Origin of the sequence: Acinetobacter brisouioides (genome assembly GCF_004331075.1) — a bacterium.
Classification (GTDB): Bacteria; Pseudomonadota; Gammaproteobacteria; order Pseudomonadales; family Moraxellaceae; genus Acinetobacter.
Window position 1 is genome coordinate 239,063 of the sequence record NZ_SJNX01000005.1, and the last position, 24,731, is coordinate 263,793.

The following is a 24,731-nucleotide window of genomic DNA, read 5'->3' on the forward strand; positions in this document are numbered from 1 at the left end:
AAACACTTTGATTTTTCTGTATAAATTTAAAATTTCTTAATTTTTTGACATTTCTATGTTTTGATGTATGCCATATTTGCTCTTTTAAATGAGGATTGTGATGCAGCATCCGACTTCAGTCGATATTCAGCGTGTACACGAATTTCTGCTCAACTTGCAGGCAAGAATCTGTGAGCGTCTTGAACAACAAGAACAAGCAGGCGGTGGTACTGCAAAATTTGAGATTGATGACTGGCAACGCCCTGAAGGCGGTGGTGGACGTTCCCGTGTACTACAAAATGGCACAGTGATTGAAAAAGGCGGCGTGATGTTTTCACACATCAATATCAGCAAACTGCCCGAATCGGCGACCGCACGCCATCCTGAAATTGCAGGCGCCAAAGCGCAGGCTCTCGGCGTATCTCTAGTCATTCACCCGAAAAACCCACATATTCCAACCTCACATGCCAATGTGCGCTTATTTGTCGCAGAACCCGAAGGTCGTGATCCTGTGTGGTGGTTTGGTGGCGGTTATGACCTCACCCCATTTTACCCAGACGATACCGACATTAAAGCCTGGCATCAGGCAGCACATGATCTATGCCAGCCTTTTGGGGAAGATGTGTATACCAAGCATAAACAATGGTGCGATGATTATTTTTATTTAAAACATCGCGATGAACAACGCGGAGTTGGCGGTTTATTTTTTGATGATTTAAATTGCTGGGATTTTGAAACCTGCTTTGAATATATGCAAGCTGTAGGTAATGGCTATCTGAATGCAATTTTACCTATTTTTGAAAAACACCGTGAACAGCCCTATAGTGAAGCACAACGCGAGTTTCAACTCTACCGACGTGGGCGTTATGTGGAATTTAATCTAGTTTATGATCGCGGTACACTTTTTGGGCTACAGACAGGTGGGCAAATTGAATCCATTTTAGTCAGCCTACCGAACTTGGCAGCATGGTCATACCGTCCCGAATGGGAAAAAGACTCACCTGAACGGCGCTTGACCGAGTACTATCTGCAACCACACGACTGGCTGAATGAGTTATAAAAAATTAATCTTTTTAGGCAGTTAAATTCAACTGCCTTTTTTACTCTGCATAATAATTATACTTACAAAAGACTCGGGATATTTGTGTCATATCAGTTTAAAATTTATCTGCTGTAATACAAGCTCATCGAGGAATGAGAGTCACCATGTTTAATTTATTTCATAATCACAAAGGTAGTTTTTTTGTTCTTACACTGACCCTACTCATCTGTTCTATGACAGCTACATTCACACTTAGCAACCACATTTCTGACAGCGTCTCCATTCTGTTCAGCATTATGCTGAGTATGCTTCTCATCAGCCTAGTTTTGGCACTACTTTGGGAAAAAATTGAAGGGATCTGTAATCCATAAACAGGCTTTTTAGTTTTTTCAAGGTGAAAATTCACGTATATTGAAGGCAATTTTTTCACCGCATGGACATCAAAACATGAGCAAACAGTTTGCTGTTGTTGGTAATCCAATCGAACATTCACGCTCTCCTGAACTACATCATGCCTTTGCCCAAAAATCAGGTATCGATCTCACTTACAATAAGCGTCTTGCTCCTCTTGATGGCTTTGAACACAACATTCAAGATTTCTTTCAGGCAGGTGGTATCGGGTTAAATGTCACCGTACCCTTTAAAGAACAAGCCTTTGCCTTGTGCCAACAACTCACTGAACGTGCCAAAATTGCCAAAGCAGTCAATACCTTATGGATGCAAGATGGACAACTGTATGGTGACAATACTGATGGTCAAGGTTTAGTGAATGCCATTTTGGCGCTAGGCTGGTCACTTAAAAATAGTAAAATTCTGATTTTAGGTGCAGGCGGTGCAACCCGTGGCGTGATTTATCCATTGGCCCAAGCGGGCGCAAAACAAATCGTGATTGCCAACCGTACCTTGGCTCGCGCAGAACAACTGATAACGGACTTACAACAGGCTGTACCCAATACCGAATTATCTGCCACTGGTTTAGATCACCTAAGCGGGGAATTTGATCTGGTGATTAATGCCACATCTGCCAGCCTAACAGGCGATGCTTTACAACTGCCAGCACAGTTAAAATTCAGCCATGCTTATGAAATGGCATACGGAAAACCGTCCAGTTTTCTCGATCAAGCTGCACAGCGCCAAGTCCCATATAGCGATGGTTTTGGCATGCTGGTCGGTCAGGCGGTTGAAGCCTTTGCGATTTGGAATGGTGTTAAACCCGAACTACGAGATTTCCTCTAAACCTGATAAAAAAACAGGCAACCTTAAGGTTGCCTGCCATGTGATTGCGCTCTTATTTCTGTTTTGAACTTTGTAGAATCTGCAAATACACAGACTTAAATACATCTTTATCCATATATAAATATTCAGCACTACTGACCTGTTGAATACTGCTCAGGTTCGGTGACTTCTGACGTGACTGCACATAAAATTTACCTAAACGATTTGCCAGATGCTTCAAATCATTCGTGGCTTGCTCCTCATTGTGTGCGGTTAAATAGCTGACTTCATATAGCTTGGCAAAACGTGACTCACTACTGCCATACGATTTTTGAATAATTGCCCACTGCTTAGCCACTCCTGCCTCACGCTGCGCTTTTTTCACAATCGGTGTTGCATCAACTTTATAGAATGTTCTTGAATTGAGCTGGTGTTTTTTAATCAGCTGCTTGATTCTTGCCAGCTCCTGACCTTTTGGCGTGTAACTACCATTCTCCTGACCGTCATAATACGCCATGACCAGTGCAACCTCTTGAATATCCTGTGCCGAATAATGCTGCATAATTTGCGGATATTTCAGCGACAATAACATGCCATACACAAGCTGATAGGTTTTTATATACGAATGGTTTTGTGCATATGCTTGGTTAGCAAGCTGCTGAATTTGCTCATCCCAACTGTGTTGCCCAAATAGCCGTTTAAAGTGCTCAGCTTTTTCCTGTAATACAGTGCCTTGCGCCGCTTCTTCAAAAGATTTAGCTTTACGCATTCCCTCACGGTCAATATTTTTCGGATGACCATAATTGCTCCACTGGTTATTCGAGCGGATATCTAAAGTCTTATTGATCGAATCAGCTTTCAATTGTGCCTGATAATTGGTGGTGACAGCGCGCCCCTGACGGTCGATGCCGATCTCAATCACTAATGGATTACGCTGTTCTACTTTCGCCAGCAACGCCTGAATTTGAGGTTGTTTGGCTTGCCACTGGGTTTTAAAATCTGTGGCGCTCACCAATTTTTCCGATGATTGACCTTTAAACAGCTCCACGACTTTAAACACATTCGTACCTGTTTTGGCCAATTGCTCTGCAAGTTGGTCATCTTGTGTTTGACTTGCAAACAAATCAACACCTTCATCCAGACAGGTTTGATATTGCCCCACACTTGCTAACTTCGGTTGTTTTTGCAAATTTACGCATTGCTGTTTGGATACATCAGCCGCTTCTGTATCAGATCCTTCAGCTTCGCTCGCACTCGATTCACTATTTACTACGTCATTTTTGACAGCTGCCGCAGCATGATCTTCTGTATCACCCGTTGCCGCAGAAGCCACAGGTTCTAGATCTTTTGTATCGGTTAAACCCGCATCCTCATTTTCTACAACCGCATGATCTTTCCACAGGCCATAGGCCCAATCTGCCTGCTCTTGCGGCGTCATACGATTTAAATCGACTTGTTTGACTTCTGCGCTGACAGGCTTTTCACTGAGCAAATGCTGGGTCAAATAAGCGCTATTGACAGTGGTATAGCTCAGGCTTTGCGCAACATATTCCTCAAGAGAGGTATGTAATTGTACTTTTTCGACAACACCCTGCTGGCGTTCAGCGGCACTTACATTAACATGAGTCAACTGTTCTGGTGTTGCCAGAATATAGGGCAACGCATTGCTTTGTTTCAGGTAATCGACCAACAAGCGCATATCCAGCTGATTGAACTGACCTTTAAATTTAGACAGGTCAAAATACATCAACTGGTCACGCTGTTCTGGAGCAGCCAAAAATGGCATAAATGCAAAAACGTTGGTATAGAATTTGGCCTGTTTCAAGTCAACGATGAGCGGATAACTAAGCTGCATTTGTAAACTTGGTGTCTGATAACGAGCCGTCAGGTTCATACCCGCCACCTGATCGCGATAATCAACGCCACCCTGATAATTCACTTGAAAATCTTGTAAGAAATTGAAACCTGTTGTAAGCAGACGTGACCACTTTTGCTTGCCGTTTTGCAGTTGTTCCTGAAGCAAGGCAAGCTCAAGCTGCTGACGCTGCTCGGCAGATAAATTGATTTGCTGTGTACTCAAATAATGATTTAATCTGTTTTTTAATTCCTGATTTAACTCAGGATTTTTCTTGAATGTATGTGCACTCTGTTGCACATCGAAACTAAGATCCCCTTTGAAATCAAAGCCGGAATTCTCATAAATTGCACTGACTGCATGCACAGTATGATCCTGAATTTGTTCCGTTTTTTGAGGTGACTGAACAAAATGCTGTGAACAACCTGCCAAACTTAAACCAAATAAACAACATGTTAAATATTGTAATTTCATCATCACTTGTTTTTTCCGTCTTGTTATATCGACTTATCGCTATAGTGCGATTTTTCGGAGAGACTTTAACAAAAATAATAATATACAAATAATAGCTTTATGTAATTCAATCCATCGGATTTGCCTTATTGACAGCACTTGCAAGTCAGGCTATCAATGTAATTAGTACACGGTTATGAATAATGAAATCCATCAGAACGCAATAAAAATTAGGATATTTGCCTTATGACCACATATAAAGCGCCCCTACGTGACATACGTTTCCTTATGAACGAGGTGTTTCATTATCCTGAACACTATAAAACCCTCTCCAATGCTGAAAATATTGACCAAGACACGGTTGATATGATTTTGGAAGGGGCGGCAGATTATTGTGAAAATGTCCTCGCACCGTTATATCAAACAGGTGATGATGAAGGCTGTCATTTTAAAGATGGCGTCGTCACCACACCAAAAGGCTATAAAGAAGCCTACGACCAGTTTGTCCAAGGTGGCTGGCAAGGGTTGTCTTACCCTGAAGAATTTGGTGGGCAAGATTTACCCATGTCACTCAACCTGATTAAATCTGAAATGATGGGTACAGCCAACTGGTCATTTACCATGTATCCGGGTTTAAGTATGGGCTGTATGAATACCATTATGCAGTTTGGTACGCCTGAGCAGAAAACCACGTATATGCCGCATCTGGTAGCAGGAACATGGAGTGGTACCATGTGTTTGACTGAGCCACAGTGTGGTACTGACCTTGGACAAGTCAAAACCAAGGCTGAGCCGAATGCCGATGGTAGCTATGATATTACAGGCACCAAAATTTTCATTTCGGCAGGTGAACATGACTTGACTGAAAATATTGTGCATATTGTGCTGGCACGTTTACCCAATGCACCTCAGGGTACCAAAGGTATTTCCCTGTTTATTGTGCCGAAGTTCTTGCCAAATACCGATGGCGGTGTGGGCGAGCGTAATGCGGTAAATTGCGGTTCGATTGAACATAAAATGGGAATTAAGGCATCTGCCACAGCAGTGCTGAACTTTGACCAAGCCAAAGGCTTCTTGATCGGTGAGCCGAATAAAGGTTTACATGCCATGTTTACCTTTATGAACACGGCGCGTATTGGTACAGCGGTACAAGGTATCGCCCATGCAGAATTATCTTATCAAGGTTCGCTGCCTTATGCGAAACAGCGTATGTCGATGCGTGCCTTGTCTGGCAAGAAAGACCCAGACAAACCTGCTGATGCAATTATTCACCACGCCGATGTACGTCGCATGTTATTAACCCAAAAAGCCATCGCTGAAGGTGGGCGTGCCATGATCTATTATGCCGCGCAGCTTGCTGACAAAATGAACGATGCCTTGAAACGTGGTGATCAGGCAGAGTTTGAAGCCTATGATGACAAACTCGGTTTTTACACCCCAATTTTAAAAGGTTTCCTGACTGAGCTGGGCTTTGAAGCAGCCAATCATGGCATGCAGGTCTTTGGCGGACATGGGTATATTAAAGAATGGGGTATGGAACAAATCGTCCGTGATGCCCGTATTTCAACCTTGTATGAAGGGACAACTGGCGTGCAGGCACTCGACTTGATTGGTCGTAAAGTACTGCTCTCGTCTAAAGGTAAAATTATTCGTGACTATACTGCCGAGATTTTGAAATTCTCAGGACGGCATGCCCGTAACAAATACTTGCGCCGCTTTATCTGGGATTTAACCAAACTTTGCGCGCAGTGGAATGCGATTACTGTACGAATTTTCTTGGCAGCACGCAAAGACCGCGATGTAGTATCTGCTGCCTCTGTCGACTTCCTGATGTTCTCGGGTTATGTGATGATGGCCTATTTCTGGGCACAACAAGCCGCGATTGCTTCTGAAAAAATCGAAGCAGGTGACGGTGCAGAAACCATCGAGTTTTATAAAGCCAAAATCAAGGTGGCAGATTTTTACTTTGACCGTATTTTGCCACGCGCCCAAGGACATGCCGAATCTGCGGTAACACCATCAAAAAGCCTGATTGGCTTACCTGTCGAACATTTCAGTTTTGATTACTAAGCCATAATTTCAAAATAAAAAGAGCGCTCAATGCGCTCTTTTTATTGGATCACTTTAATCGTCTAAATCGAGTACTTGTTCCAGTAACCGCTCTGATGGCGCAAAATAATAAGCACCGTCCACCGCAGCCACAAAATGCAATAAGCGGTCATGAATTCCATCACCACTGGTTCCAAACATACGCTGCAACATCCGATCAATACGAGTCAAATCTTTGGTATAGGCAATAAAAAATAGCCCCTGATCACCATGCCCATCGCCATACGGTAGACTGTGACGCAAGATCTCAAGTTCCTCACCTTCATCATCCTCAACCACAGTACGGGCAATATGAGCATTTTCAGGTTTAGCTTCATCATCCAGTTCAATCGACTCAAGCTTGGTTCGCCCGATCACCTGTTCCTGAACATCGACTTTTAAACGGCGCCATTTATCCAGATCATGTACATAACGCTGGGCAAAGACAAAACTTCCCCCTGCAAATTCACCCGCTTCTGCCCCGAGTAATGCGGTTTCTTCGCGGTTATCGCTAAATTGCGGGTTTTCTGTGCCATCGATAAAACCTGTTAAATCACGCCCATCGAGATAACGAAAGCAAGCGCGTTCATCTAGGACTTCCACTTTGTCCTGAATGCCATTAAAGAAGGTTTGACTCAACGAAAAACAGATATCGGTACGCTGACTGGCAATATGAATCAACACATCAGCAGGCTGCACAGGCATGTTAAACGCACCCGCTTGTGGATCAAGTTGGTTAAAACCCGCAGGTGTAGTGCCATGTAACTGATGCCAAAGTTCAGGGCCAAAAGCCACTGCTGTTTTGATTTGTTCATTCGGATGTTGGGTGATCAGCCGATCTCGTTCTGAGAAAAATTTCTCTAGTTGTTTTTTTAAATCATAAAGACTGAGCTGGTTCAAACGAACCACAAGAAAACGCGCATGATCTGAAGGTAATGGCAGAATTACGGATTGAGCAGTCATGAAAAGCTCCTAAATGCTATTGTAATTTATTGCTCGAATCATTCTGCCCAAAGCATTCCCTGCTTAATAGCCTATTTTTGATAATATTTTTTGCGCTAAACAGTCACCTTCCATGAGTTGCCACAGGATTGCGATTTTGTTCAATCCAGTTAAAATCAGAGTCACGATCATTTTCCCCAAAATAAAGGACACACAACTTTGTGACTACCCTGCTGATTTCTTATCTGATTGCGATTACTTTACTGACAATTACCCCCGGGCTGGACACCACGCTAATTTTGCGTACAGCGACAGTGGAAGGTCGTCAAAAAGCTTTACAAGCAGCGATTGGAATTAATTTGGGGTGTTTGGTTTGGGGACTGGTGGTTGCCTGTGGACTCGGTGCCTTGCTGAGTAGTTCAGTGCTAGCTTTCACCTTGCTAAAATGGACAGGGGCGATATATCTGGCTTGGCTCGGGGTACAAATGCTGCGCAACCCGCGTCAGCACTTGGGCAATTTGGAGCAAGGTACAACTCCGCAGCAAAACTGGTTACTCAAAGGCTGTCTGAGTAATTTGCTCAATCCGAAAGTCGGAATTTTCTATATTTCATTTTTACCGCAGTTTGTGCCTGATCAGCATGCCGCAACCATGTGGATTATGCTTCTGGTACTGATTCATATTGTACTGACGCTGATCTGGTCAGCTTTCCTGATTATCGGTTCACAGCCTTTTGCCAAATATTTGAAACAGCCGAAAATCGTACAGAGTATTGACCGTATTACGGGTGCTGTTTTTGTCTTGTTTGCGCTGAAACTGGCATTCAGCAAACGCTAAAACATTAAATACAATAAAGGGGCATTTTGCCCCTGTATCGTGTTGAATATCAGTTCAGTTACGAAAATTACGATTGAATTCATCTCATATCAATTCACCAAGATAAGATCTTGATAATTTTTCATTCTTATCAAATACTTCATACTTTCTTGATTGATTCTAGAATTTATAAAAACTCTTCTAGCACACTATTTAAAAATAAATGCCCTTTTTCAGTACAAGCCAGCCGCTCAACATCTTCGATCAAAAGTTGTTGTTGCTGTAAGTTGTCAACACTTACCGCAACACTGGAAAATGGCAAGCCTGTACGCTGCTGATAAAACTCACTCGGTACGCCTTCATTTAAACGCAGTGCATTCATCATAAATTCAAAAGGCAGATCTTCATCATCAATGCGTTGCCACTGCAATGCAGGTGCAGGCACTTTGGCCAAGTAGTCTTTCGGTAAGCGGCTTTTTTGGAAACGGTAAATGCCATCGGGCTGCGTGACTTTACCGTGTGCCCCTGCCCCAATTGCCAAATAATCCCCAAACTGCCAGTAGTTCAGGTTATGTCGGGAAGGCAATTCTTTACGCCATGCCGACACTTCATAATTGATAAAGCCTTGTGCTTTTAAATACGCTTCACCTTGCTGCTGGATCTCAAGCAATACATCTTCATCGGGTAAAAGTGGCTGAGTACGGAAAAATACTGTATTTGGCTCAATGGTGAGCTGATACCAAGACACATGGGTTGCCCCGCATTCCACCGCCAAACGCAAATCCTGTAAGGCTTGCTCAAGGGCTTGCTGTGGCAAACCGTGCATCAGGTCGACATTGACCCGTTCAAAGCCCGCCTGCCGTGCCTGCTGAATGGCTTTTTGGGCATTGTCACCGCTATGAATACGCCCTAAACGCTGCAAATGTTCGTTGTCAAAACTCTGTACACCAATCGACAGACGGTTAATGCCTGCCTGTAAATAATCGACAAAAGGCTGATGCTCTAGTGTACCTGGATTGGCTTCCAAGGTAATTTCACAGTCAGCCGAAAAATTCAGCCGTTGTTTTAATTCGCTAAATAACCATTGATAGCCTGCCGCCGAAATCAGTGACGGCGTTCCGCCACCAATAAACACACTCTGAATCTCGCGCCCCTGTGCCCATTCAATCTGCGTATCAAAGTCTGCAACCAGCGCCTGTAGATATTCCTGTTCCAAATCCAGTGACAATTTGCCATCGGGTACAGCATGCGAATTGAAGTCACAGTATGGGCATTTACGCACACACCACGGCATATGAATGTACAGCGAAAGCGGAATATTTTGCGGATTAAACAAGCTCAAGAACTCAGCCTAAAATAAGAAAAACCATCGTAGATTTTAGCATGTCTGACGCATAAAAGCCGCTGGGCAATGCTACACTGAACTGAAAATAACAACAGCAAGGATCAGCCGTGAAACTTACAGTCCACCTGTTATGGTTGTGTCCGCTTGCCTTTGGTGTGGGCATTGCCATGACTTTTCAAACGGCGATTAACAGTGCCTTACGCGAACATTTAACCTCGGCGCTGCATGCTGCTCTGATTTCCTTTAGTGTCGGGACACTGACTTTATTACTGTTAGTGCTATTTTTTACCAAGAGTTATCCGCAATGGCAGACCTTGAGCCTGTTACCGTGGTATTTGTGGTTTGGTGGCTGTTTGGGGGTTTATGCCATCAGCATGAGCATTTATACTGCCCCTAAACTGGGCTTTTTGACCTTTTCTGGTTTGGTACTGTTTGGTCAAATCAGTATGTCAATATTACTGGATCACTTTGCGTGGTTTGGTAATGAGCGTGTCCCGATCTCTTGGCAACGTGTTTGCGGAGCCGTCGCAATTTTTGTTGGTGTATTACTTACTCTACAACGCTAATTTATTTGAGTATTTTCAGTGCTAAAAACTCCTTCGACAGGCGTGGAACTCAGACGCCTGTTTAGTCTTATGATTCCCATTCTGATTACCCAGTTTGCCCAAGCGGGTTTAGGGTTAATTGATACCATTATGGCGGGGCATTTGTCCGCAAGCGATTTGGCTGCGATTGCCGTTGGTGTCGGGATCTGGATTCCTGTGATGCTGATGTTTACAGGCATTGTACTGGCAACAACCCCATTGGTGGCTGAAGCACTGGGCGCTCGGCAAGAGCACCAAATTCCGCATATTGTGCGTCAATCTTTATGGGTCGCAGGACTACTCGGCATTTTAGCCATGTTACTGCTCCAGTTTATGCCGCTGCTATTACCGTTATTTAAAGTTCCTGTAGATTTAATGCCCAAAGCCAGCCTGTTTTTGCATGCAGTTGGTTTTGGTATGCCTACGATCACTTTATATACGGCACTGCGTTGTTATTCTGAAGCATTGGGCTATCCGCGCCCTGTGACTGTGATTAGCTTGTTGTCACTGGTGGTTTTGGTGCCACTGGATTACATTTTTATGTATGGAGTCGGCCCGATTCCACATTTAGGCAGTGCAGGCTGTGGTTTCGCCACCGCGATTTTACAATGGCTGATGCTGGCCACTTTGGCAGTCTACATTTGGAAAGCAAAAAAATATCAAACTCATAAAATTTTCAGTCACTGGGAAGCGTTCGACAAAGCTATCGCCAAACGGATTTGGAATCTTGGTCTTCCTATTGGTTTAGCGGTATTTTTTGAAGTCAGTATTTTCTCAACGGGTGCAATTATTTTAAGTCCTCTTGGCGATACCATCATTGCCGCGCATCAGGTTGCAATTTCGGTGACTTCACAATTATTCATGATTCCGATGTCACTAGCGATTGCCCTGACCATTCGCGTTGGGACGTATTATGGCGAAAAAAACTGGGAAGGCATGCGTAAAGTGCAAAAACTTGGGCTAATGACAGCCACAGGTATGGCATGTCTGACCATGGGTTTTATTGCCCTGTTTCATAACCAGATTACGGCGCTATATACCAATGATCCTGCCGTGGCACAGGTGACTGTGTATTTGCTGTTTTTCTGTATTGCTTATCAAATGATGGACGCATGGCAAGTCAGTGCCGCAGGCTGTTTGCGTGGGATGCAGGACACTCAAGCGCCGATGTGGATTACTTTACTGGCGTATTGGGTGGTGGCATTACCGCTCAGTATTTACTGGATTCGCTATCAGCATATGGGGCCACAGGGCATCTGGATTAGCCTGATTGTGGGTTTGGCAGTAGCATGTGTGCTGTTGCTTGGGCGTTTGTATAGGATGAATCAGCGTTTAAAAGTACAAGCCTACTGAATTTATTTTCACAGAAATAAAAAAACGCATCAATTTCAGATGCGGTTTTTTATGGCTTGAGGAAGTCGAAACTTAATGCACTAAAGCATCGGCAATCGCTTCAACCAACTGCTGTGCGATTTCCTGTTTGCTGGCTTTAGCGAGATCACGTTTTGGTAATGCATGCTTTTGTGCAAAAAACACCGTCATGGCATTTTCATCAGATGCAAAACCAATGTCGCTACGTGACACGTCATTACAAGCGATCATATCCAGTTTTTTCGCGACCAGTTTGCCTGCTGCATATTCTTCAACATTGCGGGTTTCTGCGGCAAAGCCCACCATAAACGGGCGTTTCTGCTGCTGGGCAATCGTTGCGACAATATCGGGATTTTTAATCAGTGAAACATCCAGTTCATCGCCCGATTTTTTAATTTTATGCTCGGCAACCTGCGCCACACGATAATCTGCCACTGCAGCCGTCGCAATAAAAATATCACAGCCATATTCAAGCTGCTGCAAGCTTTGATCCAGCATTTCTAAAGCCGAATGCACATTAATCCGTTCCACACCATTTGGTGTATCGAGGCTCACAGGGCCTGCAATTAGGGTGACTTTTGCCCCTGCGGCATAACAGGCACTGGCTAAGGCAAAGCCCATTTTGCCTGTACTATGATTAGAAATATAACGTACAGGATCAATCGCTTCGCGGGTTGGCCCTGCGGTAATCACCACACGTTTGCCTGCTAGCAAACCAAATTTTTCAGCAATTGCACGTTGGGTCTGATGAAAATACAGTTTAACCTGTTCTGCCAAAAATTCAGGCTCTGGCATACGCCCTAAGCCGATATCCCCACAAGCTTGCGCTCCTGCAGCAGGCATAATCACATGCACACCATCTTCAACCAGCATCTGCAAATTACGCTGTGTGGCTTTAGCTGCCCACATTTGCTGGTTCATGGCAGGTACTACCCAAACAGGCGCTTTGGTTGCCAGATATAAAGTGCTGAGCAAATCATCGGCTAGACCATGTGCAAACTTGGCCAGTGTGTCACAACTGGCAGGCGCAACCAGTAACAGGTCTGCCCAACGTGCCAGTTCGATGTGTCCCATTCCCGCTTCGGCTTCAGGATTGAGCAATTCGGTATGTACAACATTGCCTGAAAGTGCCTGAAAAGTGAGAGGGGTAATAAACGCTTGCGCGCCATGAGTCATCACCACACGGACATTAAAACCGTAGTCTTTTAGACGGCGAACCAGAATGGCGCTTTTGTATGCAGCGATACCGCCAGTTACAGCCAACAGAATGTTTTTGCTTGAAATTACACTTACATCAAAGCTCACGAGGGGCTACCTTTGTGTTGCAGTGGCGCTCACAATAGCATTAAATATAACGAATCCCAAGTCATGGGAAAAACAACAACGATTTATTTAGAATTAAAAAATATGAGTTTATCTAGCATTAAATCGTGGCCTGAACAGGAACGCCCACGTGAACGATTATTAAGCCAAGGTGCCAGCAGCGTATCCGATGCAGAATTACTGGCGATTTTTCTACGTTCAGGCTCTCAGCAATATTCAGCGGTTGAACTTGCCCGTGTCTTGATTCAGCATTTTCAAGGGCTTGCTCCCGTCTTTGATGCATCTCTTACCGATTTGTCTGGTTTTCACGGAATTGGTTCCAGCAAATATGCGCAGCTTATGGCCGTCAAGGAACTGGGGCGGCGTTATCTGAGTCAGACCTACAATGCTTTACGGCAAGCTCTCGACTCCTCGGCATTGGTCATGAACTATTTACGCTACGAACTACAAGGTGAAAAACAGGAAGTGTTTGCGGTACTTTATTTGGATACAGAGCTGCATAAACTGGCTTTTAAAAAACTATTTTTTGGTTCGTTACAACACTGCAGCATTTCCATCAATCAATTGTTACGCCATGCAATTGAACAGCATGCGGTGCATATTGTGATTGCACATACTCACCCTTTTGGATTTGCCCAACCTTCAACTGCCGATCATGAATTGACGAAGCAGATTCATGCTGCTTGCCAACTGCTTGAAATCAAACTACTTGACCATTGCATTATTGCACCAACAGGTTCATTCTCTTTCGCGGAGCAACAGCTTTTGCCTTCTCCTTCAGAACTGAACAAGTGATAGAAACCTTATGATTATCCGCGATAAAAGTAATATTTTTAACCTGTTATTTTCTTGGAGAGGGACGATCCTGCCTAAAGTCCTGCCATCTTTAGCTGTAGTAATGTTAGCTTCAACAGTGACCGCCACACTGACCTATTATGGCATGTTGCATGTGCCACAAGTCCCTGCGATTGGTTTTACCATTTTCGGGGTAATTCTGTCGATCTTTTTGGGCTTTCGTAACAATGCCTGCTATGACCGCTGGTGGGAAGGTCGCAAACTCTGGGGCGCACTGATTGCCAATGCCCGCCACATGGATCGCGATACGCGCGTATTATCGCATGCTCGCCGCGAACGGGTCATTCACCATGTCATTGTGTTTGCCAATATGCTACGTGACCGTTTACGCCATCAAACTGCCAACCCGACCCAATTACTTGAAACAGGCCGCTTAAATGAACATGCCGTAGAACGGCTCAATCAGCATCTGAATGCCCCCCAATATACCTTGGGGCTGATTCAATGGGAGCTGATGCAAGCACTCAAAGACGGCGAAATTAGCGATATTTTGTACCAACAGGTCAACATGCATGTAGTCGATATGGGTAATGTTCAGGCTGGCTGTGATCGGATTGCCAGTACGCCATTGCCCTTTTCTTATTCAGTTCTATTGAATCGTACCGTGTACTGTTTCTGCTTCTTGCTGCCTTTTAGTCTGGAATCCATCTTAGGCTTATGGACACCGCTGTTTGTCGGGATTCTGGCGTATTTGTTTTTGGGGCTGGATATGCTCAGCGCCGAACTTGAAGAGCCCTTTGGTACACAAGACAACGACTTACCACTGGACTCAATTGTACGCCTCATCGAACGTGAATTACTGAGTTCACTGGGTAAGCCAATCCCTGCCCCGATTCAAGTAGACAATCATAATTTGCTATAAAAAAACCATTAAATGCTTAGATTAGGCTTTTGCATAAATCCCTTTCCTTTCTTCCTCTACGAGAAAAAATAAAGAGGGGGAAGTCATGATGAAAAAGCCTATCGTTGAGCATTTTTTCAATTCAATAACCACTCAGGGAATGATGCTGTGATTAAAATTTTAGGCAGAGCCGACTCGATCAATGTCCGCAAAGTGCTTTGGCTCTGTGATGAATTAAATATTGCCTATGAGCGTGAAGACTGGGGACGTGGTTTTCAGTCGCCTCAAGCGCCAGAGTTTGTAAAACTCAATCCCAATGCCACGATTCCTGTGATCATTGACGGTGATTTGGTGCTGTGGCAGTCCAATTCGATCATTCGCTATTTAGCCAATGCTTATGCAGGGCAAAACCTTTATCCAACCGATGCCAAACAACGTGCCATCATCGATCAGTGGATTGACTGGCAAGGCATTGAGCTGAATAACAGCTGGACGTATGCCCTGATGAATTTGTTTCGCCATTCGCCTGAACACCAAGATCCGAAACTGGTGGAAAAGAGTATTCAGACATGGAGCAAAATGATGAAGATGGTTGAGCAACAACTGGAAAAAACTGGGGCTTATATCACAGGCGAGCATTTTTCTTTAGCTGATATTGTGATTGGGCTATCGGTACAGCGTTGGTATTTAACTCCGTTTACTAAACCTGATTATCCACATGTAAAACGTTACTATGAATTACTCAGCCAGCGTGAAGCTTATCTGCGTTGGGGTAATAACGGGCAAAATTAGCCTTCAAAATAGATCATTCACAGCTTATAGATTTAAAATAAATTATTTTTTATTTTCATCATTTTAAATACATCCTAAAATTAGAAATACTGCCTCTCTCAAGTATTTCTAATCTCAGGATAAAATGGGTCTTGAGCGAATTCTATCAACACCATTTAACGAAAACTCTCCCAAATTCCCACCTGTTCAGGTCTTGGACATGGTGCTTGTCCAAGCTTGAGCCATGGCATATGTTTACCATGAAAATCACTGCCGATAGAGACCTTTAAATTGTTTTGCGCAATCATGCGATCAACCATTTGCCGAGTCGACAGTGAGTCTATTTCAGGTGCAAGCTCAACGGCATCTCCTGCACTTTGAGCAAATAAATCAATCAAATATCGAGTATTGGTCGCAGACAAATCATAACGGGTCGGATGAGCCAGTACCGCAAAACCCTGTGCTTCATGGATTGACTGCACAGTATCTTGAAGGCTCAAACCATCAAACTTGACATAAGCAGGCTTACCTTCTTTTAAAAAGCGGTCAAAAGCTTGTTGCAACCGACTGACCACATCATTTTTAAGTAAGGCTTTGGCAATATGGCTACGGGTAATCCGATCAGGCTGCTGCTCAACTTCCAGTAAAATTTCAGGATATAAATCAATTTTGACTAATTGCTGCAATTTTTCACAAATACGCTGGGCACGTTCAGCCCGAATTTTCTGCTGCTGTTCTAAAACATATTCTAAAGGTTCAGGATTTTGCATATTCAGCGCGACAATATGCACACTATAACTTTTCTTGGTGGCAGGACGTGACCACTGGCTAGAAATTTCCACACCCGAAATTAACGAGATGCCATATTGCTCAGCCGCTTGTCTAGCCCGTTTAATTCCCTGCATAGAATCATGATCGGTTAAGGCAAGTACATCAATATTACGCTCGGCAGCCAACGCCAAAAGCGCTTCTGGTGACAAAGTCCCATCAGAAATATTGCTATGTGTATGTAAATCTATCACCTGCATATTTTATACTATGCCATTCTTGAAACTGGATTAGATACTCTAACATGAAAGCACTTTTAGACTTTGTGCCGCTCATTATTTTCTTTTACTTATATAAAACTGTTGATCCGACCGATAAACATCACCCTTTACTTACTTTGATTGGTTCACCAGGCGGGATCGACAATAATAATATTCTGGCAGCAACCACAGGTCTGATTATTTCTATGTTAGTGGTTTACAGTGCGTTATTTGTTTTCCAGAAATTCCGTTTAGATAAACAACAATGGATCGTGCTGTTTATGACGGTGATTTTTGGGGGCGTCACCTTACTCTTGAGCGATGACTTTTATATTCGTCTCAAAGCCGCGCTTTTAAATCTGGTTTTTGCAGGCGCATTTGCACTCTCTCCATTTTTCACCAAAGATCGTAGTACCCTCATTCAGCGCATGTTTGGCCCTATCCTTGAACTCACCTCATCGGCATGGAAAAAACTCAACTATGCATGGGCGGTGATGTTTGTGGTGATGTCAGGTTTACATGTGTTCTTCGCATTTTTATTTGCACATGGCAAATATTGGGGAGAATTTACTGCATTTGGTGACATGATTGTGATGTTTTCTTTTATCATTATCCAGTTTGTCGTATTACGAAAACATTTCAAATCTCCAGAAGAGTAAATCAGAGAAGATTATGGCTTTATTTGTAGTATCCTGTACCGACCATGAAGGTACTCTTGAACAACGTATCGCATCCCGTCCTGCACATCTGGCTCGCCTTGAACAGCTCAATGCTGAGGGTCGTCTGATTATTGCAGGCCCTATGCCAAAACAGCCAGGCAATCCACAAGCTGGATTTTATGGCAGCACCCTGATCGTTGATTTCGATTCTCGCGAAGATCTCGATGACTGGCTGAAAGAAGAGCCTTATCTCAAAGCAGGGGTTTATAGTCAGGTTGACGTTAAACCTTTCATTCAAGTTTTCCCAAAAGGATAAAATCATGCGTGTTGTTGTACCAAGCTTACTCAGCTTGCTTCTGCTTAGTTCTTCAGCATGGGCTGTTGAAACAGCAACTCAGCCGCAAGCTGCTGCACCCACGGGTACAACAGCAACAGCCCCACCGACAACACAAAAACCTGCTACACTTGCACAGCCCGCAGCCAAGCCTGCGGCTGTCAAACTCAATCAGCCTGCCCCGATTATGGAGCTGACGCCTGCACAAATTGCCCAGAAAAAAGCTGAAGAAGATGCCCGCATTAAAGCATTAGTCAAAAACCAATTGACGCGTATGCAGCAATTGGAAAAAGCTAATCTGGATGCGTTAGCACAAAACCAAGCCCTCCAGCTTAAAAATGACAATTTGAATGTACAGGTTCAGGTGTTACAAAGTGAACGTAGCGCTCAAATCTTTATGTATGGTGCAGCGACCATGGGCGTTGGCGTGTTAATCGGCTTTCTGCTCGCAGGTTATATTTATACCAAACGTCGTCGTCAGTGGTAAATCTGAGGTAATTTTGCATGTTTAGTGCAATTGAAACGGCTGAGCTGGATTGGCAACAGGTCGATGGCATTAATGTGCCCATTTCAAAACAATTTGGCGATGTATATTTTTCCAAAGACAATGGCTTACTTGAAACTTGCCACGTTTTTCTCAATGGCAATGATTTAACTGAACGTCTGGCACAGCTTGATGACTATGCATATTTTTGTGTTGGTGAAACAGGTTTTGGTACAGGTCTAAATATTCTGGCCTTGTGGCAACTGTGGCAGCAGGTACGCCCTGATAATCATAGCCATTTGCATGCTATCAGTGTCGAAAAATTTCCACTGTCCAAAACTGATTTGATTCGAGCGCTCAATGCATGGGAAGAGCTGCGTCCTTTGGCTGAGCAACTGATTGCTCAGTATCCATTGCCAATTTCAGGCTGCCATCGCCTTAATTTTCCAGAAGAACGCTTTAGCCTTGATTTATGGCTAGGCGATGCAGAAGACGTGTTTCCAGTTATACCAAAAACTCAGCAGGTCAATGCTTGGTTTTTAGATGGCTTTGCACCTTCGTGTAATCCTGAACTGTGGCAACAAAACGTATTAGATCAAATTATCCGACTCTCAGATGTCGGTACAACTTTTTCCTCGTTTAGTGTCGCAGGCATTCTCAAACGTGGCTTAAAACAGCATGGCATCCAGATTTCCCGTCCACGCGGTTTTATGCATAAACGGGAAATGCTCAAAGGCATTTGGGCAAGTGAAGATCATCTGACTCAGCAACAAGCTAGACCTGCTCAAAAAACCATTGCGGTCTTAGGTGCAGGGATTGCGGGCTTATCTACGGCATGGGCGTTCGCACAACGTGGACACAAGGTACATCTGTTTGATGGCAATGGTGCGCTCTCAGGTGGCTCAGGCAACCCTTTAGCCTTGCTCAATCCAAAGCTTTGTCCAATTCAACAAAGCCATGAACATCTGATGTTGGTGAGCTGGCAATATGCCCTGCGTCACTACACCCAATTTAGAGCCTTTCGCCCGTTACAGGTCAGCCAGTTTGATTTAAAAAACAATGGTGAACTGGCAAAACTGCCTGCCCAATATCCTGAAAGATTGCTTTCTCCGCAAGCAAATGCTGAATTTGCAACGACCCTGCAAGGTATTTGCCTCACTCAAGCAGGTGCGGTGTACCCGCATCAACTGCGTGATGAAATATTGGCACATAAAAATATTCATTTTCACCCACAACACATCACAGCATTGAGTCATGACACACTGATTCAATTACTTGATCAACAACACTCTGTATTGCTTGAAGCAGACCATGTGATTGTCTGCTGTGCGCTTAGCAACACACAGTTCTTTGAAAATCATCCTGTACTGAAGCCGATTCGTGGGCAAGTCAGCTGGGTTAACAATGCATCGCAATCTTTAGCGGCAGATCAAGCTTATAGCTATGGTGGCTATTGTATGCAGCTCAATGCACAAGAACTGATTCTAGGCGCATCGTTTCACCCACAGCGGGATGATGTCGAAGTTCTTGAAGCTGACCATCAGCATAATCTGGAATTATTGCAACAGCTCAGCCCAGAATATGCCGCAACACTACCAGAGATAAGTAGTTGGCAAGGGCGTGCTTCAGTGCGCGCGCAAAGTCAGGATTATTTTCCATTGCTGGGCAAGCCTAATGCTGAACGTGAAGTGTATAGCTTTGCAGGATTAGGCTCAAAAGGCTTTTTATATGCACCACTCTGTGCTGAGATTCTAGCGGCTGAGATTCTTGGAGAGGCTTGTCCTGTACCCATTAATTTACGTCAAAAATTACAGGTACAACGCTTTCACAAAAAACAAAAAGTCAAAAAACCATATTTTGTGAAGGAAATGAAAACTGAAGAGAAAAAAGAATTGTAAAATTTATTATGATTATTTTTCTTTAAACCGCACCTTTAGCTAAGGTGCGGTTTTTATTTGCTTTAATTTTGTTCGATTGGTAGTCCCGCCTCTTTTGCTGCGCGTGTTCCACCCATCAGGATCACATATTCACGCGCGCTATCAAAACCTTCCAGTTTTTCAGCCGCACGTGGGGCTTTACTACCACCGCCACAAAGAATATAAATTGGCTGACCCGCACCCACTTGAGTTAAGCAACTGATATTCAAGTCATTAATAGGCTGATTGATTGCCCCTTTGATATGACCCTCTGCATAGGCAGCAGCATCACGAACATCCCAAATGACCGCGTCTTCTGGGAACTCAAATGTTGTAATTTCTTGTTTACGGATCATTGCGCACTCCTTTGATATAAACAACACTTGGCAAATGAAGAAAACCCTCTTAGCATCTCAAATATTTCATCCATTTGTAAAGGTCTCAACATGCCATCATTTGATATTGTATCTGAACTTGAGCTATTTGAAGTCAATCATGCTATACAAAACACACAAAAAGAGATTGCAACACGTTTTGATTTTCGCGGTCACGATGTTTCAATTGAACTTAATGAAAAATCAAAAGAAATTAAAATTTCGACTGAAAGCGATTTTCAATGTGAACAGGTCTACAGTATGCTCGAAAACCACTTTTACAAACGTAAAATTGATGTTCAGGCACTTGATCCACAACAAGCTACAGCGTCTGGAAAAAATGTCGTACAGGTAATCAAACTCAAAGATGGGCTAGATTCAGATACTGCAAAAAAAATTAATAAATCTATTAAAGAGAGCGGTATTAAAGCGCAATCTTCAATCCAAGGCGATAAAATTCGTGTCACTGATAAAAAACGCGATACGCTACAACAAGTCATGACGTACTTACGTGAACAACAGTTTGGTGTGCCTTTACAGTTTAACAACTTTAAAGATTAAACATTGCTCTATAAAAAATCCCCGTAGTTCATTTTACGGGGATTTTTAACATCTCATATTTAAGCTTTTGTCTGGCTTAAAAATTTCTGTTTTGCTTCTTCTGGAATCTGTCGCTTATTCCCTTCCGCATCCACTGCAACAAAGGTAAATGTACCTTGAGTAATGCGCTTTGGCTCACGCGAACTGTCATGACTATCCCAGACTTCGATTTGCATCTGAATTGAGGTATTACCTACTTTAAGAATCTTGGTATAGCAGCTCACCACATCACCGACTTTCACGGGCACTAAAAAAGTCATTTCATGAATAGAAATCGTAGCACAGCGTCCCTTACTAAACCGCTCGGCATGAATCGCCCCCGCCAAATCCATCTGTGAAACAATCCAGCCACCAAAAACATCACCACTCCAGTTCGTATCTGCTGGCATAGCAATGGTTTGTAATGACAATATTCCTTCTGGTTTTATGCTTGAATCTGACACTTTAGCTCCCTATTTCATCAGTTGTTGATCTAGCCATTGTTGTAATTCGCTAGATCGTAATGCTCCGCTTATTCTACCAATTTCGTTGGTTTTATTCATCAAAACTAATGTAGGAATACTGCGAACATGAAATGCCTGACTTAAACGTGGATTCTGCTCAGTATTAATCTTGGCAAAAATCACATTGGGATACCGCTTTGCAACTTCAGCAAAATGTGGTGCCATCATCTTACATGGCCCACACCAATCCGCCCATAAATCAATAAAAATTGGCAAATCACTGTTTTGTAAAATTGTACTGAAATTTTGCTCATTCAGTTCAATCGGCGCCAATGGCAATAAAACCTGATGACACTGACCACAATGTGGCTGTGCTGCCAGTTTTTCTTCAGGCACACGATTTTTAGCTAAACAGCTTGGACATACCACGATCATGAGTCAATCTCCTCAATTATCTTTATATTGATATAACAATGAGGGTAAAACATCAAAATTAAAACACTTAGCCCAAGAAAAAATCACCAAACCTTCACTAGATTTACCGTTTCACAATGAAATTACAGCGAGAGTTTGCGCTATCACAATAAGGTTAATGCTATGATAAACCAATCAAAATCAAACCCAGTTGGAGTTAAGCATGACTGAAAATGTCGGTTTTGCAGGACAGATCACCCCTGAACACGTTGCACAAATTGTAGAAAAAGGCTTTAAATCTATCGTCAACAACCGCCCAGATTTAGAAGGTGGTGCTGAACAGCCAACAAGTGCACAAATTGAAGAAGCAGCACGCCAAGCAGGTCTAGACTATGTCTATCAGCCTGTTGTTGCAGGGCAAATTACCGAACTAGATGTACGTACTTTTGCCAATCATTACAATGAATTACCAAAACCGATTTTAATGTTCTGTCGTACAGGTAACCGTTCAAATAACTTATACCAACTTGCAAAACAAATGGATTTGCTTGACGATTAAATCCTGTTTTCCTGTATTGCAACCTTGCAATACAGGAGTATTTTAAATGCAGATTTGGAGAATTTTGATCATGAAATGGATTGTAATCAGCTTAAGTTGTCTGATATTACTCACTGCCTGCAATAGTATGGATACTACTAAGCCAAGAGCCAGTATTATGATTGGCACAAGCATTTAAAACGCAGTATTGTTAAAAAATGCAATCTACCGCCTGAAAAAAAGTGAATATCCTTTATAGTTCTATAAAGGAATCTATACGTTAGAATAACAACATGTACGACTTAATTATTATTGGTGCTGGCACAGCAGGTATTAGTGCCTATAAAGAAGCGATTAAATACACACAAAACCTGTTAATCATTAATGCAGGTGCTTGGGATACAACGTGTGCCCGTGTTGGATGCATGCCCAGTAAAGTTTTAATTTCCTGCGCCAATCAACTACATGCAGCGCAGCATCTAGATCGAGTTGCCATTCAAGCAACTGTCACAGCTCAAACTGATCAAGTCATGTCACATGTGCGTCAATTACGTGATCGTTTTACACATGCCACACTCAAAGATGTCGACAGTTGGAATGCTGCACATAAAATCAACGGGCAAGCCCATTTTGTAGATTCCCAAACGGTTCAGGTGAATGGACAGCGCTATCAGGCAAAAAGTTTTATTCTTGCAGTTGGCTCCACACCGAATATCAATACAACATGGCAAACCACGCTAGGCGAACGCCATCTCACCTCAGACCAGATCTTTGAACTCGAGACCCTTCCTCAATCGATTGCTGTGGTGGGAAGTGGCATTATTGCCATTGAGCTGGCGCAGGCTCTACAGCGTTTAGGTGTGACAACCACCGTTTTTGCCCGTAGTAAGCGCGTTGGACAATTAACCAGTCCAACACTACAACAACTGGCTCAACAAGAACTCAGCAAAGAGCTGAACATTCTATTTGAAACCTTACCAGATACCGCACAATTAAATGCTGACCAGCAGGTTGAGATTCAATATACACAGCAACAGCAATCACAAACTCTTCGAGTGGATTATTTATTAAATGCTACAGGTCGACGCTCATTATTACCAAGCCTGCAACTTGAGAATATTGAAATAAATTTTCAAGATATCAAACAACTCCCTATTGATGAAAAAACCCGACAGCTTAGCAATTACCCGATTTTTATTGTTGGCGATGCAGCTACAACGACTCCCGTACAACATGAAGCAGCGCATGAAGGTAAAATGGCTGCACATAATTGTTTAAATTACCCAAAAATTCAGAGTATTAAGACCTTAACGCCTTTAAATATTGTTTTTTGTTCTCCTGAAATGGCAAGTGTGGGACAAAGCTATAAAGAACTTCAAACAAAAATATTCCCTTTATTGTTGGTGCAGCCTCTTATGCTAAACAAGCACGAGCTTTAGTTTTGGGCAAAAACCAGGGAGCGATTGAGATATATGTTGATCCCAAAAATCACCAGTTACTTGGTGCAGAATTACTGGTTGAAGCAGCCGAACATTTAGCGCATTTACTCAACTGGATCATTTCCGAACAGCTCACAATTGATGAAATTCTAGAAAAGCCGTTTTACCATCCAACCTTAGAAGAAGGTTTAAGAACTGCATTGAAGCATGCTCAGCGGCAATTAAATGCTCTATAAGGAGTTTTTCACGTTTCGGCTATTTTTAGTCATCAGAAAAGTAATTGGCTTAATTGATTTAAAATTTCGACTCTCTTTCTTTATTTTTTAATGTATTCGTATATAAATTCAATGAAAATCTAATACTAGAGTTGAGAGTAACCTCTTAAATGGCTTTTGATGTCATTGTTTACGACTTATAGATAGAAGACAGCAAGCCAGATAGTAATTTGATTTGGATTTGTCCAGATCACCTTATGTTTGACATGGGCAGGAATATTTATGTAATCGCCAGTAGACAACTTACATTTTGAGCCATCATCGAATTCCAAAACAGCTTCTCCTTCAACAATCATGACCCATTCATTTTCATCCTGATCGTACCAACCTATCTCGGGTGAGCAATGCCCTTTTGAAACTATACGCTCAATTCTTACTGTTGAAGAATGAACAATATCCTCAAATACTTCTAAACTTAGATTTTTTGGAATTAAATCAAATATATTTAATGAATTCATAGTCAAACTTTACATGATGTGATGAATGAAGCATGGGTTAAGGTTGTTGAAAGCTACCGATCAGCATAGCCATGGAAAGTTCTTGATCTATTTTGATTTATTTTTAATCACAATATAGAGTAATGATATTTCAGTTATGATAAAAATTATTTAATTTTTATTTCCCCAATAAAAAAAAGCCCCCTGCTCTATTGAGTCAGGGGGCTTTTAGAATAATGAGCTGGCGATGACTTACTCTCACATGGGTAACCCCACACTACCATCAGCGCTAAGAGGTTTCACTTCTGAGT

The 24,731-nt window shown here is 42.9% G+C and carries 24 protein-coding genes, 1 rRNA gene and 1 pseudogene; 16 read left to right on the plus strand and 10 right to left on the minus strand.

Features of this window, described 5'->3' with window-relative positions:
* Positions 1–100: 100 nt before the first annotated feature.
* Entirely contained in the window at positions 101–1,039 is a 939-nt protein-coding gene (hemF, locus tag E0H77_RS08690) for an oxygen-dependent coproporphyrinogen oxidase (RefSeq protein WP_131377013.1), read from the plus strand.
* A 429-nt stretch (positions 1,040–1,468) separates the two neighbouring features.
* A complete protein-coding gene (gene aroE, locus E0H77_RS08700; protein ID WP_131377019.1) occupies positions 1,469–2,257 on the plus strand; it encodes a shikimate dehydrogenase in 789 nt (262 codons plus the stop codon).
* A gap of 52 nt (positions 2,258–2,309) precedes the next feature.
* On the opposite strand, the gene E0H77_RS08705 is transcribed toward aroE, so the two are convergent.
* Positions 2,310–4,568 (minus strand): hypothetical protein, encoded by a 2,259-nt coding sequence (locus tag E0H77_RS08705; RefSeq protein ID WP_131377022.1) that lies wholly within the window; start codon positions 4,566–4,568, stop codon positions 2,310–2,312.
* A 222-nt stretch (positions 4,569–4,790) separates the two neighbouring features.
* Between E0H77_RS08705 and E0H77_RS08710 the strand changes: the two genes are divergently transcribed.
* Positions 4,791–6,614, plus strand: coding sequence for an acyl-CoA dehydrogenase C-terminal domain-containing protein (locus E0H77_RS08710; protein ID WP_131377025.1), 1,824 nt, complete (start codon positions 4,791–4,793; stop codon positions 6,612–6,614).
* Positions 6,615–6,668: 54 nt separating this feature from the next.
* On the opposite strand, the gene E0H77_RS08715 is transcribed toward E0H77_RS08710, so the two are convergent.
* A complete protein-coding gene (locus E0H77_RS08715) occupies positions 6,669–7,595 on the minus strand; it encodes a Dyp-type peroxidase (protein WP_131377028.1) in 927 nt (308 codons plus the stop codon).
* A gap of 200 nt (positions 7,596–7,795) precedes the next feature.
* Here E0H77_RS08715 and E0H77_RS08720 point away from each other — a divergent pair, with 200 nt between their 5' ends.
* Positions 7,796–8,410 (plus strand): LysE family translocator, encoded by a 615-nt coding sequence (locus E0H77_RS08720; RefSeq protein WP_131377031.1) that lies wholly within the window; start codon positions 7,796–7,798, stop codon positions 8,408–8,410.
* Between the two features lie 166 nt (positions 8,411–8,576).
* On the opposite strand, the gene hemW is transcribed toward E0H77_RS08720, so the two are convergent.
* Positions 8,577–9,683, minus strand: coding sequence for a radical SAM family heme chaperone HemW (hemW, locus tag E0H77_RS08725; RefSeq protein WP_416240508.1), 1,107 nt, complete (start codon positions 9,681–9,683; stop codon positions 8,577–8,579).
* A 158-nt stretch (positions 9,684–9,841) separates the two neighbouring features.
* On the opposite strand from hemW, the gene E0H77_RS08730 reads away from it, so the two are divergent.
* A complete protein-coding gene (locus E0H77_RS08730; RefSeq protein WP_004903082.1) occupies positions 9,842–10,300 on the plus strand; it encodes a DMT family transporter in 459 nt (152 codons plus the stop codon).
* A 69-nt stretch (positions 10,301–10,369) separates the two neighbouring features.
* Positions 10,370–11,671, plus strand: coding sequence for an MATE family efflux transporter (locus E0H77_RS08735; RefSeq protein WP_131377082.1), 1,302 nt, complete (start codon positions 10,370–10,372; stop codon positions 11,669–11,671).
* Positions 11,672–11,743: 72 nt separating this feature from the next.
* On the opposite strand, the gene coaBC is transcribed toward E0H77_RS08735, so the two are convergent.
* Positions 11,744–12,994 (minus strand): bifunctional phosphopantothenoylcysteine decarboxylase/phosphopantothenate--cysteine ligase CoaBC, encoded by a 1,251-nt coding sequence (gene coaBC / locus E0H77_RS08740; protein WP_131377037.1) that lies wholly within the window; start codon positions 12,992–12,994, stop codon positions 11,744–11,746.
* Between the two features lie 102 nt (positions 12,995–13,096).
* Between coaBC and radC the strand changes: the two genes are divergently transcribed.
* The 3 genes from radC to E0H77_RS08755 all read left to right on the plus strand — a co-directional run bounded on the left by radC (position 13,097) and on the right by E0H77_RS08755 (position 15,500).
* Positions 13,097–13,807, plus strand: coding sequence for a RadC family protein (gene radC, locus E0H77_RS08745; RefSeq protein WP_228258309.1), 711 nt, complete (start codon positions 13,097–13,099; stop codon positions 13,805–13,807).
* 10 nt (positions 13,808–13,817) lie between these two features.
* Positions 13,818–14,729: a bestrophin family protein gene (locus E0H77_RS08750; protein ID WP_131377043.1), complete on the plus strand. Its 912-nt coding sequence runs from the start codon at positions 13,818–13,820 to the stop codon at positions 14,727–14,729.
* A 147-nt stretch (positions 14,730–14,876) separates the two neighbouring features.
* Positions 14,877–15,500: a glutathione S-transferase family protein gene (locus E0H77_RS08755; protein ID WP_131377046.1), complete on the plus strand. Its 624-nt coding sequence runs from the start codon at positions 14,877–14,879 to the stop codon at positions 15,498–15,500.
* A gap of 155 nt (positions 15,501–15,655) precedes the next feature.
* On the opposite strand, the gene E0H77_RS08760 is transcribed toward E0H77_RS08755, so the two are convergent.
* Complete coding sequence (locus E0H77_RS08760; protein ID WP_131377049.1) at positions 15,656–16,507, minus strand: PHP domain-containing protein; 852 nt, start codon at positions 16,505–16,507, stop codon at positions 15,656–15,658.
* 44 nt (positions 16,508–16,551) lie between these two features.
* Between E0H77_RS08760 and E0H77_RS08765 the strand changes: the two genes are divergently transcribed.
* The 4 genes from E0H77_RS08765 to mnmC are packed head-to-tail and all read left to right on the plus strand — an operon-like array spanning position 16,552 to position 19,882.
* Complete coding sequence (locus tag E0H77_RS08765) at positions 16,552–17,166, plus strand: septation protein IspZ (protein ID WP_131377052.1); 615 nt, start codon at positions 16,552–16,554, stop codon at positions 17,164–17,166.
* Between the two features lie 13 nt (positions 17,167–17,179).
* Complete coding sequence (locus tag E0H77_RS08770; RefSeq protein ID WP_131314885.1) at positions 17,180–17,482, plus strand: YciI family protein; 303 nt, start codon at positions 17,180–17,182, stop codon at positions 17,480–17,482.
* 4 nt (positions 17,483–17,486) lie between these two features.
* Positions 17,487–17,987 (plus strand): SH3 domain-containing protein, encoded by a 501-nt coding sequence (locus E0H77_RS08775; RefSeq protein ID WP_131377055.1) that lies wholly within the window; start codon positions 17,487–17,489, stop codon positions 17,985–17,987.
* A gap of 17 nt (positions 17,988–18,004) precedes the next feature.
* A complete protein-coding gene (mnmC, locus tag E0H77_RS08780) occupies positions 18,005–19,882 on the plus strand; it encodes a bifunctional tRNA (5-methylaminomethyl-2-thiouridine)(34)-methyltransferase MnmC2/FAD-dependent 5-carboxymethylaminomethyl-2-thiouridine(34) oxidoreductase MnmC1 (RefSeq protein WP_131377058.1) in 1,878 nt (625 codons plus the stop codon).
* A gap of 62 nt (positions 19,883–19,944) precedes the next feature.
* On the opposite strand, the gene E0H77_RS08785 is transcribed toward mnmC, so the two are convergent.
* Positions 19,945–20,256, minus strand: a complete 312-nt coding sequence (locus E0H77_RS08785; RefSeq protein WP_131314888.1) for a rhodanese-like domain-containing protein — start codon at positions 20,254–20,256, stop codon at positions 19,945–19,947.
* Positions 20,257–20,346: 90 nt separating this feature from the next.
* Here E0H77_RS08785 and E0H77_RS08790 point away from each other — a divergent pair, with 90 nt between their 5' ends.
* Complete coding sequence (locus E0H77_RS08790; RefSeq protein ID WP_131377061.1) at positions 20,347–20,835, plus strand: YajQ family cyclic di-GMP-binding protein; 489 nt, start codon at positions 20,347–20,349, stop codon at positions 20,833–20,835.
* Positions 20,836–20,894: 59 nt separating this feature from the next.
* Here the strand turns inward: E0H77_RS08790 and E0H77_RS08795 are convergent, their stop codons facing one another.
* Together E0H77_RS08795 and trxC are read right to left on the minus strand one after the other, a co-directional pair.
* Positions 20,895–21,263 (minus strand): acyl-CoA thioesterase, encoded by a 369-nt coding sequence (locus E0H77_RS08795; RefSeq protein WP_413773086.1) that lies wholly within the window; start codon positions 21,261–21,263, stop codon positions 20,895–20,897.
* Positions 21,264–21,326: 63 nt separating this feature from the next.
* Entirely contained in the window at positions 21,327–21,752 is a 426-nt protein-coding gene (gene trxC / locus E0H77_RS08800; RefSeq protein WP_131377064.1) for a thioredoxin TrxC, read from the minus strand.
* A gap of 202 nt (positions 21,753–21,954) precedes the next feature.
* Between trxC and E0H77_RS08805 the strand changes: the two genes are divergently transcribed.
* The gene (locus E0H77_RS08805) at positions 21,955–22,290 is read left to right on the plus strand and encodes a protein tyrosine phosphatase family protein (RefSeq protein WP_131377067.1); all 336 of its coding nucleotides are present in this window, start codon (positions 21,955–21,957) and stop codon (positions 22,288–22,290) included.
* Positions 22,291–22,562: 272 nt separating this feature from the next.
* A pseudogene (locus E0H77_RS08810) lies at positions 22,563–23,944 on the plus strand (dihydrolipoyl dehydrogenase).
* A gap of 176 nt (positions 23,945–24,120) precedes the next feature.
* Here the strand turns inward: E0H77_RS08810 and E0H77_RS08815 are convergent.
* Together E0H77_RS08815 and rrf are read right to left on the minus strand one after the other, a co-directional pair.
* Positions 24,121–24,441 (minus strand): cupin domain-containing protein, encoded by a 321-nt coding sequence (locus tag E0H77_RS08815; RefSeq protein ID WP_131377070.1) that lies wholly within the window; start codon positions 24,439–24,441, stop codon positions 24,121–24,123.
* A 218-nt stretch (positions 24,442–24,659) separates the two neighbouring features.
* Positions 24,660–24,731, minus strand: a 5S ribosomal RNA gene (gene rrf / locus E0H77_RS14090); the annotation flags it as partial.